This window comes from Clavibacter vidaverae, from assembly GCF_047529985.1.
In the GTDB taxonomy this organism is placed as follows: domain Bacteria; phylum Actinomycetota; class Actinomycetes; order Actinomycetales; family Microbacteriaceae; genus Clavibacter; species Clavibacter nebraskensis_A.
In genome coordinates this window covers 370,843-384,555 of sequence record NZ_JBLJAM010000002.1, presented here as the reverse complement: position 1 = coordinate 384,555, position 13,713 = coordinate 370,843, and the positions used below count along the sequence as shown (strand labels likewise).

15 protein-coding genes are annotated in these 13,713 nt (G+C 75.2%); 6 read left to right on the top strand and 9 right to left on the bottom strand.

Annotation, left to right across the window (positions count from 1 at the left end; all coding sequences use genetic code 11):
* Positions 1-6: 6 nt before the first annotated feature.
* From ACMT9T_RS14505 to ACMT9T_RS14490, 4 genes are all read right to left on the bottom strand, one after another.
* Positions 7-894 carry a TIGR03943 family putative permease subunit gene (locus ACMT9T_RS14505; RefSeq protein ID WP_414746208.1) on the bottom strand — a complete coding sequence of 296 codons (888 nt, stop codon included), beginning with the start codon at positions 892-894 and terminating at the stop codon, positions 7-9.
* Entirely contained in the window at positions 881-1,774 is an 894-nt protein-coding gene (locus tag ACMT9T_RS14500) for a permease (protein WP_414746406.1), read from the bottom strand. Before ACMT9T_RS14500 ends, ACMT9T_RS14505 begins: the two co-directional genes overlap by 14 nt.
* A gap of 428 nt (positions 1,775-2,202) precedes the next feature.
* Positions 2,203-3,285 carry a hypothetical protein gene (locus ACMT9T_RS14495; protein WP_414746207.1) on the bottom strand — a complete coding sequence of 361 codons (1,083 nt, stop codon included), beginning with the start codon at positions 3,283-3,285 and terminating at the stop codon, positions 2,203-2,205.
* Positions 3,282-4,316, bottom strand: a complete 1,035-nt coding sequence (locus tag ACMT9T_RS14490; protein WP_414746206.1) for a hypothetical protein — start codon at positions 4,314-4,316, stop codon at positions 3,282-3,284. Before ACMT9T_RS14490 ends, ACMT9T_RS14495 begins: the two co-directional genes overlap by 4 nt.
* Positions 4,317-4,497: 181 nt before the next feature.
* Between ACMT9T_RS14490 and ACMT9T_RS14485 the strand changes: the two genes are divergently transcribed.
* The 3 genes from ACMT9T_RS14485 to ACMT9T_RS14475 all read left to right on the top strand — a co-directional run bounded on the left by ACMT9T_RS14485 (position 4,498) and on the right by ACMT9T_RS14475 (position 6,951).
* Positions 4,498-4,968, top strand: coding sequence for a Dabb family protein (locus tag ACMT9T_RS14485; protein ID WP_414746205.1), 471 nt, complete (start codon positions 4,498-4,500; stop codon positions 4,966-4,968).
* A 100-nt stretch (positions 4,969-5,068) separates the two neighbouring features.
* Positions 5,069-6,085 carry a CPBP family glutamic-type intramembrane protease gene (locus ACMT9T_RS14480; RefSeq protein ID WP_414746204.1) on the top strand — a complete coding sequence of 339 codons (1,017 nt, stop codon included), beginning with the start codon at positions 5,069-5,071 and terminating at the stop codon, positions 6,083-6,085.
* A 77-nt stretch (positions 6,086-6,162) separates the two neighbouring features.
* A complete protein-coding gene (locus ACMT9T_RS14475; RefSeq protein ID WP_414746203.1) occupies positions 6,163-6,951 on the top strand; it encodes an SDR family oxidoreductase in 789 nt (262 codons plus the stop codon).
* A 60-nt stretch (positions 6,952-7,011) separates the two neighbouring features.
* Here the strand turns inward: ACMT9T_RS14475 and ACMT9T_RS14470 are convergent, their stop codons facing one another.
* From ACMT9T_RS14470 to ACMT9T_RS14460, 3 genes are all read right to left on the bottom strand, one after another.
* Complete coding sequence (locus tag ACMT9T_RS14470; protein ID WP_414746202.1) at positions 7,012-7,461, bottom strand: hypothetical protein; 450 nt, start codon at positions 7,459-7,461, stop codon at positions 7,012-7,014.
* A gap of 98 nt (positions 7,462-7,559) precedes the next feature.
* Positions 7,560-8,624, bottom strand: coding sequence for an NAD-dependent epimerase/dehydratase family protein (locus ACMT9T_RS14465; RefSeq protein WP_414746201.1), 1,065 nt, complete (start codon positions 8,622-8,624; stop codon positions 7,560-7,562).
* Positions 8,621-9,514 carry an MTAP family purine nucleoside phosphorylase gene (locus ACMT9T_RS14460; RefSeq protein ID WP_414746200.1) on the bottom strand — a complete coding sequence of 298 codons (894 nt, stop codon included), beginning with the start codon at positions 9,512-9,514 and terminating at the stop codon, positions 8,621-8,623. The genes ACMT9T_RS14465 and ACMT9T_RS14460 overlap by 4 nt, the downstream gene beginning before the upstream one ends.
* 107 nt (positions 9,515-9,621) lie before the next feature.
* Between ACMT9T_RS14460 and ACMT9T_RS14455 the strand changes: the two genes are divergently transcribed.
* The 3 genes from ACMT9T_RS14455 to ACMT9T_RS14445 all read left to right on the top strand — a co-directional run bounded on the left by ACMT9T_RS14455 (position 9,622) and on the right by ACMT9T_RS14445 (position 12,572).
* Positions 9,622-10,248 carry a hypothetical protein gene (locus tag ACMT9T_RS14455; RefSeq protein ID WP_414746199.1) on the top strand — a complete coding sequence of 209 codons (627 nt, stop codon included), beginning with the start codon at positions 9,622-9,624 and terminating at the stop codon, positions 10,246-10,248.
* Positions 10,249-10,344: 96 nt separating this feature from the next.
* The gene (locus ACMT9T_RS14450; RefSeq protein WP_414746198.1) at positions 10,345-11,469 is read left to right on the top strand and encodes an NAD(P)/FAD-dependent oxidoreductase; all 1,125 of its coding nucleotides are present in this window, start codon (positions 10,345-10,347) and stop codon (positions 11,467-11,469) included.
* A complete protein-coding gene (locus ACMT9T_RS14445; protein ID WP_414746197.1) occupies positions 11,463-12,572 on the top strand; it encodes an arsenic resistance protein in 1,110 nt (369 codons plus the stop codon). Before ACMT9T_RS14450 ends, ACMT9T_RS14445 begins: the two co-directional genes overlap by 7 nt.
* Before the next feature lie 18 nt (positions 12,573-12,590).
* Here ACMT9T_RS14445 and ACMT9T_RS14440 read toward each other — a convergent pair whose 3' ends face one another.
* Positions 12,591-13,364 carry an isocitrate lyase/PEP mutase family protein gene (locus ACMT9T_RS14440; protein ID WP_414746196.1) on the bottom strand — a complete coding sequence of 258 codons (774 nt, stop codon included), beginning with the start codon at positions 13,362-13,364 and terminating at the stop codon, positions 12,591-12,593.
* 96 nt (positions 13,365-13,460) lie between these two features.
* Complete coding sequence (locus tag ACMT9T_RS14435; RefSeq protein WP_414746195.1) at positions 13,461-13,685, bottom strand: hypothetical protein; 225 nt, start codon at positions 13,683-13,685, stop codon at positions 13,461-13,463.
* Between the last annotated feature and the right edge of the window lie 28 nt (positions 13,686-13,713).

The window sequence follows — 13,713 nt, the reverse complement described above, 5'->3', positions numbered from 1 at the left end:
GGCGGCTCAGTAGACGTAGGGGTCGGCGGGCTGGTCCACCTTCTGGACGCCCTGCGGCATGACGGCGAGCGGCTGGCGGCTCCCCGCGCTCGGGTTCGACGCGAACGGCCCGGTGACCCGCACCCACTCGTCCTTCTGCAGCGTGCTCGACCAGCCGGGCTGGTACACGGGAACGCCGACGGGCTGGGCGTCGACGGCGCAGCAGGTGACGACGAAGCGGGTCACGTAGAAGACGTCCTCCGGGTCGTCGGGGTCGGCGCTCACGAAGCCCGTGATGTCCACCGACTTCGAGGTGAAGAAGGTCGGGTCCGCGGTCTGGGCGAGCAGCTGCGACCAGTCCTTGACGCCGAGGGTGGAGAAGTCGCTCGTGCCGAGGAGCTCCTGGTCGGGCGCGGCGTCGGAGGCGACGGTGCTCGAGTTGAGGGCGCGCTGCGTGACCGTGCTGGTCGTCAGCGTGCGCGGCGGGAGGACGAGGACGGCCACCACCGTGATCGTCACGACCGCGGCCACGGCGACGCGGGACGCGCGGGCGCGGAGGGACGCGCGGGCGCCCATGGAGGGCTCGGCGGCGGATCCGTGGTCGTGGTCGTGCTCCTCCGCGGCGTCGGCGGGGCGGAGCGCGAAGCCGGCGACGGTGGCGACGAGGCCGATGACCGCCATGATCCCGGTGAAGACGAAGTAGCGCGGGTGGATGTAGAGGCCGAGCTGGCCGGTGATCGTGAGCCACAGCGTCGAGACGATGCAGGCGGCGAGCAGCACGAGGCCCACGGTGGAGGAGGCGCGGCCGCCCGCGGCGCGTCGGCGGCGGGCGCGGCGGAGGGCGGAGACCGGCCGGTCGGCGGTCGGGTCGGCGGGCTCCCCGTCGTGGCGGGTCCGGTCGTCAGGCGATCGCATTGACACCCCATCCCAGCGCGAGGCTGATCAGCGCGACGACCGAGGTGATCATCACGAGCGTGCGGGTCGAGTAGGTGGTGCGCATGAGCGCGAGCATCTTCACGTCGATGACCGGCCCGAACACCAGGAAGGCGACGATGCCGCCGGGCAGGAACACGGATCCGAACGAGAGCACGAAGAACGCGTCGACGTTGGAGCAGACCGAGACGACGAAGGCGAGGAGCATCAGCGCGAGGACGGAGAGGATCGGGCTGCCGCCGAGCGTGACGAGCACCTCGCGCGGCACCGCGACCTGGATGAGGCCCGCGAGCAGGGATCCGATGACGAGCGCCGGCATGATCGTCGTCGCCTCGCGGCCGAACAGCGAGATCGACTTCCGGACGCGCGCGCCGCCGTGCGCGTGCGGCTCGGGGAGGGCGCACTCGGCGCGGAACTCGTCGGTGAGGAGGCGGTCGGGCTCGGGGTGGAGGCTGAACAGCCAGCCGACCACGTTCGCGATGAGGAAGCCGCCGACCAGGCGGGCCACGAGGATCCAGCCGTCCCAGCCGAAGGCCGCGTGCGTCGTGATGATGGTGATCGGGTTGAGGATCGGCGCCGCCAGCAGGAACGTGATCGACTCCGGCACCGAGAAGCCGCGCACCACGAGGCCGCGGGCGAGCGGCACGTTGCCGCACTCGCAGACGGGCAGCGCCATGCCGAGGAACGAGATGCAGGCGCGACGCGCGAACGGGTTCCGCGGGAGGCGGCGCTCGATGACGCCGGGCGGCACCCACACCTGCACGACGATCGACAGGACGATGCCGAGGATCACGAACGGCAGCGACTCCACGATGACGCTGACGCTGAGCGTGACGAGGTCCTGCAGGCGGTCCGGGAGCACGCTGTCGCCGAGCGCGGGGGAGGCGGCGCGGAGGGCGAGGAGCAGGAGGACGAGGGCGAGGCCCGTCGCGAGGCCCGTGTGGATCCCGGTGGGGGAGGTGCGCGGGGTGGCGGGGTGGTCGTGGTCGTGGTCGTGCTGGCCGGCGTCGCGGGGGAGGGGCGCCGTCGCGACGGGCGCGTACGCGCGCGTCGGCGTCGCCTCGGCGGGTGCGGCGGTCGCGCGGATCCGGCGGTCGCGGGCGCGCTCCCGGCGGGGGCGCGCGGGCCGGTCGAAGGGCGATGCGTCGTCGTCGTCCGGCGCCCAGGGGGTGTGCCGGTCCGTCATCGCGGACCGGTGGCGCGGGGCCGGGGTCCGGGGCGGGCGCGCACGGGATCCACCCTAACCGCGGTGAGAAGCGTCCTCAGCAGGTGCGGCGGCGGGGCGGGCGGTCAGCGGAGGGCTTCCGGCGCCTGCGGACAGCGGAACGCGATGCCGCCGTCGCTCGACGACGCTTCCGGGTACCAGGGGTCGCCGGCGCGTTCGCGGGCGATGAAGCGGGCGAGGTCGGGGACGTCACCGTCGTACGCCGCGCCCTCGGACGCGAGACAGGGGAGCAGGAAGTCGACGTAGTACGCGTGGAGGTAGGCGAGGGCCTCCGCGGTCGGCGGTCCCTGCGGACGCGCGGGGAAGCGCACCTGACAGGCGTAGGCGATCCCCGACGGGGCCGAGTGGACGCTCAGGCGCACGTCGTCGTCGACGCCGATGACGCGCACGTCCACCCCCTGGTCCTGGAGGCAGGCGGCTTGCTGTCGCACCCACTCGGCGCCCTCGACGACGCGCTCCAGGGTCGCCTCCGGCCTCGGGAGATCCGGCTCCAGCGACCGCACGGACTCCCATGACGAGTCCGCCTGATCCTGCAGCCGCCTCGCGCTCTCCGCCTCCGTCAGCTCCTCGTGCAGGCGTGCGGGCGGCTCCGCCGTGAACGCGGGGACCGGCATGCCGATGCGGGGATCTGGCGTGGAGGGCGGGCCCGGGGTGGAGGTGGGCTCCTGGGAACGCCAGCTGTCGTCGTCGGTGAGGAGGCCGGACGCGGACGCGATGCCGAGCCCGGCGACCAGCAGGAGGCCGGCGAGGGCCGCGGCGATCGGAGCGGGGCGGAGGAGGCGGCGGCGCGGGTGGTCGTCGAGGCTCCCGGCGTCGCGCTCGACCGGATCCGCGTCCTCGGCGTCCGGGTCGGGGGCTGGCTCCTCGGGGCGCGGTGCGGGCGCGGCGGCGGCGTCCTCCGCGAGCAGCGTCCGGCCCTCGCCGACGAGGCGGTCCTCCTCGACCAGCAGCGCGACCAGCGGCCGCGGGAGCGCGTCCGCCGAGATCCCCGACGCCGCCCGCACGTGCTCGGGCACCTCCGCGAGCGGCGCGTCGGACGCCGCCCGTCCGTAGGCGGCGCGGCGGAGCGCGTCGAGGGCGCGCGCGGCGTCGGGGTCGTCGCGCAGGCGGCGGCGGAGGGCGTCGGCGGGGGACGCGGATCCGGTCACCGGAACGCCTCCGGCAGCTCGGGGCAGGCGGCGGCGATGCGCGCGTCCATGCGCTCGGGGAACGGGCTCCACGGACGCTGGGCGCGCGCCAGCGCGATGAACTCGTCGACCCCGGGCAGCTCGTCGGCCACGGGCGCGCCCTCCGCCGCGTAGCAGGGGAGGAGGAAGGAGGCGTAGTAGTCGCGGAGGTACGCGAGCTCCGCGTCGGTGCGCGGGCCGGCGTCGCGCACGGGGAAGCGGACGGCGCACGCGTAGACGACGAGCGGATCCGCGTCTGTGAGGCTGTACGCGTCGTCCGCGAAGCGCGTGGCGTCCACGCCCCCCGCGCGGAGGCACGCCACCTGCTGCTCAGCGTGGTCCTCCTGCTCGACCAGGCGCTCCATCCGCACGTCCGGCCGCACGGCGTCCGGCTCCGCCTGGAGCACGAGGGCCCACGCCTGGTCGGCGCCGATCCGGAGCTCCTCGGCCAGCTCGGCGTCCGTCAGGGGGATCCGCACCGGCGGATCCGCCGTGAAGTCGGGCACGGGCGCGCCGCGGCGGCCGTCCGGGGTGCCCATCGCCTGGCCGCGCGGGACCGAGGGCGCGCTCGCGGAGGGGGATGCGTCGGCGGTGCCCGAGGCCGGGGCGCCGGGCCGTCCCCCGTCGAGGAGGCCCGCGGCGGACACGGCGCCGAGCCCCGCGACCACGAGGCAGGCGGCCGCGATCGCGGCAAAGGGGCCGGGGCGGAGCGCGCGTCGTCGGGCGGGCTCGGCCGGGCGGTCGTCCGCGTGCGCGGGGTCGGGATCCGCATGCGCGTCGTCGGCCGGGGTCACGGGTGCGTCCGCCGCGAGCAGCGCCGTGCCCTCGTCCGCGAGCCGCGCCTCCTCCGCCAGCAGGGCGACGAGCGGCGCCGGCAGCTCGTGCTCGTCGTACCCGGTGCGTGCGCGGAGGGCGGCCGGCACCTCCACGAGCGGCGCGGTGGATCCGGCGCGCCCGTAGGCGTCGCGCCGCAGCTCCTCGAGGCGGTGCGTCGCCGGCGTCGCGTCGGTCATGCGGCCTCCTCGTCGCGGGCGCATCGCGGCGCGGTGCGGCGAGGTGCGGTAGCGCCCAGGCTACGACGGCGGATCCGCGCGGGCGAGGTCCCCGTCAGGGTCACCTCGCGGGCGCCCCTCGGCGGGTGCGTCGGAGGATCCCGACCGTGCCGTCGCCGCCGGATCGGGCCAGGATCCGGACATGACCATCGACGACCGCCCCGCCCTCACCGACGCCAAGCTGACCGCCCGCGACCACGTCCCCGGCCTCGTGCACCACGTGGTGCTGTTCCGCCTCCGGGACGACGCTCCCGCCGGATCGCACGCGGAGGTCGAACGGCGCTTCCGCGCGCTCGCCGACTCGCCGCACCCCGACGGCTCCGGCCCCTACATCCGCTCGCTGCACGCCGGACGGCAGTCGAGCCCCGAGGGCGTCGGCCGCGGCTTCGAGCTCGGCTTCGTGCTGACCTTCTCCTCGGAGGGCGACCGCAACCTGTACCTCGGCGAGCCGCTCATCGCGGATCCGTCGCGCATCGACGCGCAGCACGCCGCCTTCAAGGACTTCGTCGGGCCGCTGCTCGCGCCGGATCCGCACGGGGTGCTGGTGTTCGACTTCACGGAGGCGGAGGCGGAGGCGGAGGCGGCGTCGCCGGCGGGGGCGTCCGCCGCCTGATCCCGCGCCCCAGATGCGGGCCGCGCCGCCGTCGGGGTCGCGCGGCACCGACCCGCCCGCCAGCCTGGATCGACCGCCCATCGCCGACGAGACGAGTCCCGTGCCCGCATCCGCCCGCCCCGCCGCCGCGTCCTCCGAGCCGTCCGCCGCGCGCATCGGATCCGCGGATCCCCGCCTCGAGGCGCAGACGCGCCGCCCGCAGTCGTGGCTCCGCGCCGTCGCGGTCGCGCTCCTCGCGTGGGTCGTGCTCGGCGTCGCGCTGGGGGCGTCCACCGGCATCGCGCAGGCGGTGACGCAGGCGGCCGGGGCCGGCCTGATCCTCCAGGTAGCGCTGCAGACCGTGCTGATGTCCGCGCTCGTCGTGCCCGCCGTCGTCCTCCTCCGGCGGCGCCTCGACCGCAGGAGCCTCGCGAGCCTCGGACTGTCGCGGCGGATCGGACGACCGATCGCGCTGGGCGTCGGGGTGGGCGTGGTGACGGGTGCCGTCGTCTGGGTCCCCGCAGGTCTCCTGGGCTGGATCCGCGTCGACGGCATCGACCTCGCCGCGTGCGCCGCGTTCCTCCTCCTCAACGGCGTCGTCCTCGCGCTCTACGAGGCGATCCCCGAGGAGCTCGCCCTCCGCGGCTACATGTGGACGAACCTGCGCGACGGCGCCGGTCTCGTCGTCGCCACGCTCCTCACGACCGCCCTCTTCCCGGCCATCGGCGTCGTGATCGAGTCCGGCCGCTGGATCCTGCTCGCGATCGTCGGATCCGACCCCGGGGCGTTCGCGCCGTCGACCGGCGGCATCGACCCGATCGCCTACGTGCTCCAGCTCGGGCTGTTCGGCCTCGCGCTCATCGCCGCACGGCGGATCCCGATGGAGGGTGCGCTCCTCATCGCGATGGCGTTCCACTGGACGCAGCTGACGGTGACCCGCGTGCTGCTGGACCCCATGGGCTGGGCTCCGTCGGGCTGGGACGTCGCGTTCGTCGAGCCCGACGCGATCGCGCTGGTGCTCGTGCACATCGTCCTGGCCGGCATCGTCTTCGTCGCGGTGCGGTGGGGGATGGAGCGGCGGGCGCCCGAGCTGCGGGCGGCGCGCGGAGGCCGCGTCCAGGAAACCGACCTACGGTAGGTATGTCCATGCGATCGCATGGACCAGTGGCTCCGCCCACGAGACGCGGGCCGCCGCCCCACCCGTCAGGAGACCCCATGACCACCACCCGCTTCACCGACCAGGTCGTCCTCATCACCGGCGGGGGCTCCGGCCTCGGCCGTGCCGCCGCCGTCCGCCTCGCGTCCGAGGGCGCGCGCCTCGCGCTCGTCGACATCTCCGAGCGGGGCCTCGCGGCCACCGTCGAGGCCGTGACCGCGGCCGTGCCGGATGCCGAGATCCTCACCGTCATCGCCGACGTGTCCCAGGAGTCCGACGTCGACGCGTACGTGCGCCAGACCGTCGAGCGCTTCGGCCGCATCGACGGCTTCTTCAACAACGCCGGCATCGAGGGCCGCCAGAACCTCACCGAGGACTTCACGGCCGCCGAGTTCGACAAGGTCGTCGCCATCAACCTGCGCGGCGTCTTCCTCGGCCTCGAGAAGGTGCTCGCCGTCATGCGCGCGCAGGGCTCCGGCATGGTCGTGAACACGGCGAGCGTCGGCGGGATCCGCGGCGTCGGCAACCAGTCCGGCTACGCGGCCGCGAAGCACGGCGTCGTGGGCCTCACCCGCAACTCGGCCGTGGAGTACGGGGAGTTCGGCATCCGCATCAACGCGATCGCGCCGGGCGCCATCTGGACGCCCATGGTGGAGGAGTCCATGAAGCAGATCAGCGCGGACGACCCGCGCGGCGCGGCCGAGGAGTTCATCCAGGGCAACCCGACCAAGCGCTACGGCGAGGCGGACGAGATCGCGTCGGTCGTCGCGTTCCTGCTCTCCTCGGACGCGGCGTACGTGAACGCGGCCGTGCTGCCGATCGACGGCGGGCAGTCCGCGCGGTACTGACGCGCGACGACGACTGCGACGGAGTCGACCGCCTCGGCCCGCCCGTGGACCGGCCCGCGGTCAACCGAACGGCGCCGTCGGGACCTGGCACGTCACGGGCTGGCCGGGCGCCGCGGTCGACGAGGCGATCTCCTTCACGCCGTCCACGAGGATCCGGCACGTCAGCGCCTCGCCGTCCACCGGCGTCGCCTGCACGAACGCCCAGTCCTCCGCGGTGACCGCCGACTCGACCGACCAGACGGAGCTCGCGGAGTCGTCGCCGGGGGCGAACGGCGCCTGGCCGACCTCCTTCACGATCGACGGGCGGCCGCGATGCGCGGCCTCCGCGTACGACACGTCGGTCAGGCCGCCGTCGGCGGGTCCCGTCGTCGTCACCTCGTAGGTGATGGAGTAGATGTCGGCGATGTCGTCCATCACGCTCGTGCAGCCCGCGAGGGCGAGGGTCGCGGCGCCGAGCGCGAGGACGGTCCCGGCGCGCGCGGCGCGGCGGAGGGAGGGAGCGGAGGTCATGCTCCCAGTCTCCCGGCGGAGGCGGGCGCGCTCATCCGCCGCAGGTGCCGGGATCGGCGGGCGACCAGCACCCGGGTACCGGTCGTGCCGATCCCGCGTCAGACGACCGCGCTGCGCAGCGGCGCCGTCGCGAACTCGCGCATGCCCTCCTCGAACGTCATGTGCGGCTCCCAGCCGAGCTCCGCGCGGAGCCGGTCGGACGACGCCGTGATGTGCCGCACGTCGCCCAGCCGGTACTCGCCCGTGGTGACGGGCGCGGATCCGCCGGCCGCGCGCGCGAGCGCCTCCGCCATCTCGCCGATGGTGTGCACGGTGCCGCTGCCGACGTTGAAGGCGCGGAAGGACCCGGCCTCGCGCTCCGCGGTCCAGGCGAGCGCGGCGAGGTTGGCGCCGGCGACGTCGCGCACGTGCACGAAGTCGCGGCGCTGGCGGCCGTCCTCGAAGACGCGCGGCGCCTCGCCGCGCGCGAGCGCCGAGCGGAACAGCGAGGCGACGCCGGCGTAGGGCGTGTTCTGCGGCATGCCCGGTCCGTAGACGTTGTGGTAGCGGAGCGCGGCCGCGCGGCCGCCGGTGGCGCGGGTCCACGAGCTCGCGAGGTTCTCCTGCGCGAGCTTGGTGGTGGCGTAGACGTTGCGCGGATCCAGCGGCACGTCCTCGCCGATGAGGGTGGGGACGAGCGGCTCGCCCGTCGCGGGATCCACCGGGTCGAACATCCCGGCGTCGAGGTCGGCGATCCGGCGCGCGGGCGGGCGCACCGGCCCGTCCGCGCCCTCGTACGCGCCCTCGCCGTAGACGACCATCGAGCTCGCGAGCACGAGCCGGTCGATGCCGGCCCGGGTCATCGCCGCGAGGAGCACCGCCGTGCCGCCGTCGTTCGTGGCGACGTAGTCGGGGGCGTCGAGGAAGTCGACGCCGAGGCCGACCTTCGCGGCCTGGTGGCAGACGACGTCGACGCCGGCGAGCGCGCGGCCGACGGCATCCGGATCCGTGACGCCGCCGCGCACGAGCTCCACGCGCGGGTCGAGCTCCGGGTCGCCGCCGTGCACGTCGGCCCGCAGCGAGTCGAGGACGCGCACGCGGCGGCCCTCCTCGAGCGCCGCCTGGACGATGGTCCCGCCGATGAACCCCGCGCCTCCCGTGACGAGGAGGATCCCGTCGCTCACGAGCGCGCGCCGGTCGTCGGGCGCGCGAGCACGGACGCGACCGCGTCCGGGTCGATGAGCGGGCGTCCGCGGTAGTCCTCGGGGATCGCCCGGATCACCGCCTCGATCGCCCGCACGATGCGCGGCTGCGCCTCCTTCAGGCGCGTGAAGACCAGCTCGGCCGTGACGGCGTCGCCCTGCTCGCCCGGCAGCGGCGCGAGGCCGGCGTCGGCGTCGGTGACGAACGACAGGTTGACCGTGCCGATGTTCAGCTCCGACGCGAGCACCACCTCGGGGTACTGCGTCATGTTCACGATGTGCGCGCCCGCCTGGCGGAACCAGAGCGACTCGGCGCGCGTGGAGAAGCGCGGGCCCTGGATCACGACGACCGTGCCGGAGGTGCGCAGGGGACCCGCGGGATCCGCGTTCTCCCCGCCTTCGAGCTCCACGAGCGCGGCGGCCGCGCGGGCGTGCAGCTCGGGGTCGAACGGATCCGCGGCGGAGAGGTGCTGCACGACGCCGGCGTCGAAGAAGGTGTCCGGCCGACCCCAGGTGCGGTCGAGCAGCTGGTCGGTGAGCACGAGCGATCCCGGCGGGTAGTCCGGCGAGACGCCCCCGACCGCGGACGACGACACGATGACGGAGACGCCGAGCGACGCGAGCGCCCAGACGTTGGCGCGGTAGTCGATGAGGTGCGGGGCGACCGAGTGGTCGGCGCCGTGCCGGGTGAGGAACGCGACGCGGCGCCCCGCGAGCTCGCCGACCGTCACCTCGCTCGAGGTCGGGCCGAACGGCGTCTCGACGCGGTGCGACTCGCTCGTCGCGGGGTCGAGCAGGGAATAGAGGCCGGATCCGCCGATGACGCCGATCTCGGCGCGGGGTGCGGGTGCGGGGGTGCTGTCGTGGGTCACAGGGCTCCTCGGGGTCGTCGGCCCAGTCAAGCAGGGCCCCGGTGGATGCGCGCCGGACGCGACCCGCGGCGGATGCCCGGGCGCCGCCCGCGTGCTGGACTGGGGCGATGAGCACCGCCGACGCACCGCCCGGCCGCCCAGCCGTGCCGGTCGCGGGCCTCGCGCTGGTGCTCGTGGTGCTGGGCCTCGCGGGCGTCGTCACGGCGGGCGGGACCGTGCTCCTCGCCGCGCGGATCCGGGCCGCGGTGACCGGATTCGAGGTGGACGGCCTCTCGCTGCTCCTGCCGGGGCTCGGGGTGACGGCCGTCGTCGTGTTCTTCGCCGCGGCGACGACCGCGCGGATCGTGCGCGGTGCCCGGCGCGTCGACGCGGATGCGCTGGCCCGGCACGCGTCCGCGCTCGCGCCCGTGCCGCTCGCGGTGACGGCCGTGCTCGTGGTCGCCGCGTCCCGGTACCTCGTGCCGGGCGGCCTCGCGGAGGTGGTGGGACGGCGCCCGGATCTCGCCGTGCTCCCGGTCCTGCTGTTCGGCACGGCCGCGGTCGCGCAGGTCGTGGCGGCCCGCGCGCGCGGCCGGGCGACGCGGATCCGCGCCCTCGGCGTCGCGGGTGCGGCGCTGGTGGGCGCGGCCTGCGCGATGCCGTCCCTCGTGACGGCCTCGCTGCAGAGCGGCGCGCTCGTGCTGTGCGCCGCCCTGCTGCTCCGGTCGACCCGAGGGGCGGGATCCGCCGGCTGAGCGAGCGCGTCTCCACGGCGACGCACGTGCGGGCTTATTGAGAATGATTCTCGACTAAGCTCGCCGGGACCTCCCCGACCCGGAAAGCCGCGTGCCATGCCCCCACCCCCCGAACCGACCCTCGACGCCCTCGTGATCGGCGCCGGTCCCGCCGGCCTCGGCACTGCGATCGCCCTCGACGCCGTCGACGGGCTCCGTTCCGGCGTCGTCGAGCGGGGCGGCGTCGGCGAGACGTTCCGTCGCTGGCCCGCCCGGCAGCGGTTCCTGTCGCCGTCCTTCACGGGCAACGGCTTCGGGGCCACGGACCTCAACGCGATCCACCCGCTGACCTCCCCGGCGTTCTCGCTCGGCGTCGACTACCCGACCGGCCCGGAGTACGTGCGCTACCTCGCGGGCGTCGCCCGGCACTTCCCCGTGCCCCTGATGGTGGACACGGAGGTGACCGCGGTGTCGCCCGTGGAGGGCGGCTTCGAGGTGACGACGAGCCGCGGATCCCTCGGCACGCGCACCGTCGTCTGGGCCGGCGGCGAGTTCCACGACCCGTCCGCCGCCCGGTTCGCCGGCGGATCGCTGACCGACCACTCCTCCTCGCCCGCCGCCTGGGAGCCGCGCACGGGCCGGCTCGTCGTCATCGGCGGCTACGAGTCGGGCATCGACATCGCCTGCCACCACGTGGAGCAGGGCGCGGAGGTGGTCGTGGTGGATCCCGCGCACCCGTGGGCGCCCGGATCCGGTTCCGACCCCTCGTACCGGCTCGCGCCGCGCTCCGTGCAGCGGCTGGCGACGGCGGTCGCGACCGGGCGCCTCACCCTCATGGGCGACGGCGGCGTGGTGGGCGTGCGCCCCGACGGCGACGGCTACCGGATCCAGGTCGCGGGCGCCGCGGCGGTCGCCTCCGACTCGCGGCCCGTCCTCGCGACCGGATTCGGGCCGGGGCTCGGCCCGGTCGCCGACCTCTTCGACCAGCGCGACGACGGCTGGCCGCTCCTCACCGAGGACGATGAGTCCACCACCACCCCCGGCCTGTTCCTCTCCGGCCCGGCGGTGCGCCACGGAGCCGTCCGCTTCTGCTTCGTCTACAAGTTCCGGCAGCGCTACGCACACATCGCGCGCGTCATCGGCGAGCGGATCGGCGCCGACTGCGCGGGCCTCGAGCAGTGGCGGATCGCGGGCATGCTCACGGACGACCTCAGCTGCTGCGGCGTGGAGTGCGCGTGCTGACCGGCCGCGCCGACGACGGGCGCGCGATGGCGCGGCCCGCCGCAGATCCGGATCCGGCGCCGGGCGGGGTGCCGATGCCGGCGAGGGCGCTGCTGCTGTTCCTCGGCGCCATCGCCGTGGGATCGATCGTCGGGGTGGCGAGCCCGGACACGGGCGCCGTGCTGGCGGGCGGCGTGGATCCGACCGTGCTGCTGCTCGTGACGGTGCTCTTCGTGGACGTCGACCTCTCCGGCCTCCGCCTGCGCCGACTGCGGGAGGCGCCGCGCTTCCTCGCCGTGGCGTGGCTCGCGAACTTCGTGCTCATGCCGCTGCTGGGGTTCGCGATCGCCTCGCTGTTCCTGTCGGGAGCGCCCCTGCTGTTCGCGGGCGTCGTGATCTACTTCACGGCCCCCTGCACGGACTGGTTCCTCGGCTTCACCCGCCTCGCGGGAGGGAACACGTCGCTCGGGGCCGTGCTGCTGCCCGTCAACATGGTCACGCAGCTGCTGCTCTACCCGTTCCTCCTCAGCGCGCTCGTGCACACGGACGCGGTGCAGGATCCGGTGGCCATCGGCGAGACGCTCCTGCGCTGGTGCGTGACGCCGGCGCTGATCGCCGTCCTGGTGCGCGTCGTCCTCTCGCGCGCTCTCCCGACGACGGTGCGAGAGCGGGTGCGCGGGCTTCCGGGGCGGCTCGTGCCGCTGATCATCGCGGCGCTCATCGTGCAGATCTTCGCCGCGAACATCGTGACCATCCGGGATCACGCCGACGCGTTCCTCGCGCTCCTGGGCGCGGTGGTGCTGTTCTTCGCGATCGGCTACGTCCTCATCGACCGGCTGTCGAACGCGCTGCGGCTGGAGCACCCGGAGCGCGCGCTGCTCGCCATGACGACCGCCGCCCGCAACGCGCCGCTCATGCTCGGCCTCACCACGGTCGTGCTCCCGGACCAGCCGCTCATCGCGGCCGCGATCGTCATCGGCATGCTCATCGAGTTCCCGCACCTCGCGGGGATCACCTGGCTCCTCACCCGACGTCCGCGGGCGTCGTCGCGCGGGCCAGCAGGGGCGACGCGTGACGCCGGGCACCCCGCCGCGTGCGCGGAGAGCCCGGCGCCGGCGCCGTGAGCGGGTGGATCCCGCTGGCTAGTTGAGCGGGCGCGTCCCCTCGGGCAGCGCGCCGCCCGCGTAGAGGTCCTTCGCCGTGTCCTGCAGGGCCGTCAGCGCCACGCGCTGGGTCCACGGGCCGTAGGAGATGCGGGCGACGCCGAGCTCCTCGAAGCGGGCGGGGGAGAGGGATCCGGGGACGCCGATGACGGTGAGTCGCTGCGGGCCCAGCGCGTCCACGAGCGTGCGCACCTCGTCCTCGGTGAGCGGGCCGGGCACGAAGATCGAGGTGGCGCCGGCGGCCAGGTAGGCACGGCTGCGCTCGACGGCGTCGGCGAGGACGTCGGACCGGTCGCGGTCGCCGCCCAGCACGTAGGCGTCGGTGCGCGCGTTGAGCGCGAACGGCACGCCCTCGGCCTGGGCGGCTGCGACGGCGGCCTCGACCGCGCGCACGGAGTCGGCGAGCGGGCGCATGCCGTCCTCCAGGTTCGCGCCGACGACGCCCACGCCGATGGCGCGGCGCACGGTCTCGCCCGCGTCCCCGTAGCCGGACTCGAGGTCGGCGGAGACGGGCTGCTCGACGGCGGCGACGATGCGGCCGATCATGTCGAGGTGGAGGTCGAGCGGGATCCGCTCGCCGTCCTCGTAGCCGAAGGTGGCGGCGATGGAGTGGCTCGCGGTGGCGAGCGCCTTCGTCTCGGGGAGGGCGGCGATGGTGGCGGCGCTGATGGCGTCCCACACGTTCACCACCCTCAGGAGCTCGGGTGCGGTGTGGAGGTCGACGAGGGTCTGCCCGCGGGCGGCGATGGTCATGCTCCGACCCTATGTCCGGCCGGTCGCCCGCGGCAGGGGCGGGTTCGGGTCCCGGACACGCCTCCGCCGACGTGCGCTGGGGAGGAGCGGGCCCCGTCAGCGCGTGCGGTCCGCGGCGGATCGCACGGCGGACACGACCAGCCCCGCGCCCGCCGTGAGGAGCGCGAGCGCCGCCACGAGCAGGAGCAGGCCGAGGTCGGATCCGCCCGTGTACACGACGATCCCGGCGCTGCCCAGCGCGAGCGCGGCGGCGAGCAGCAGGCCGCCGACCGCACCGGCGACGCGGCGTCGGAGCGCGGAACGGCGCTCGTGCGGATCCATGGGCACAGGGTCCCGCGCGCGGCGCACG

Bases quoted from the DNA above. Each gene is read 5' to 3' on its own strand.
- ACMT9T_RS14505 (WP_414746208.1), bottom strand. From the start codon at position 894: ATGCGATCGCCTGACGACCGGACCCGCCACGACGGGGAGCCCGCCGAC.
- ACMT9T_RS14490 (WP_414746206.1), bottom strand. From the start codon at position 4,316: ATGACCGACGCGACGCCGGCGACGCACCGCCTCGAGGAGCTGCGGCGC.
- ACMT9T_RS14485 (WP_414746205.1), top strand. From the start codon at position 4,498: ATGACCATCGACGACCGCCCCGCCCTCACCGACGCCAAGCTGACCGCC.
- ACMT9T_RS14475 (WP_414746203.1), top strand. From the start codon at position 6,163: ATGACCACCACCCGCTTCACCGACCAGGTCGTCCTCATCACCGGCGGG.
- ACMT9T_RS14470 (WP_414746202.1), bottom strand. From the start codon at position 7,461: ATGACCTCCGCTCCCTCCCTCCGCCGCGCCGCGCGCGCCGGGACCGTC.
- ACMT9T_RS14455 (WP_414746199.1), top strand. From the start codon at position 9,622: ATGAGCACCGCCGACGCACCGCCCGGCCGCCCAGCCGTGCCGGTCGCG.
- ACMT9T_RS14450 (WP_414746198.1), top strand. From the start codon at position 10,345: ATGCCCCCACCCCCCGAACCGACCCTCGACGCCCTCGTGATCGGCGCC.
- ACMT9T_RS14440 (WP_414746196.1), bottom strand. From the start codon at position 13,364: ATGACCATCGCCGCCCGCGGGCAGACCCTCGTCGACCTCCACACCGCA.
- ACMT9T_RS14435 (WP_414746195.1), bottom strand. From the start codon at position 13,685: ATGGATCCGCACGAGCGCCGTTCCGCGCTCCGACGCCGCGTCGCCGGT.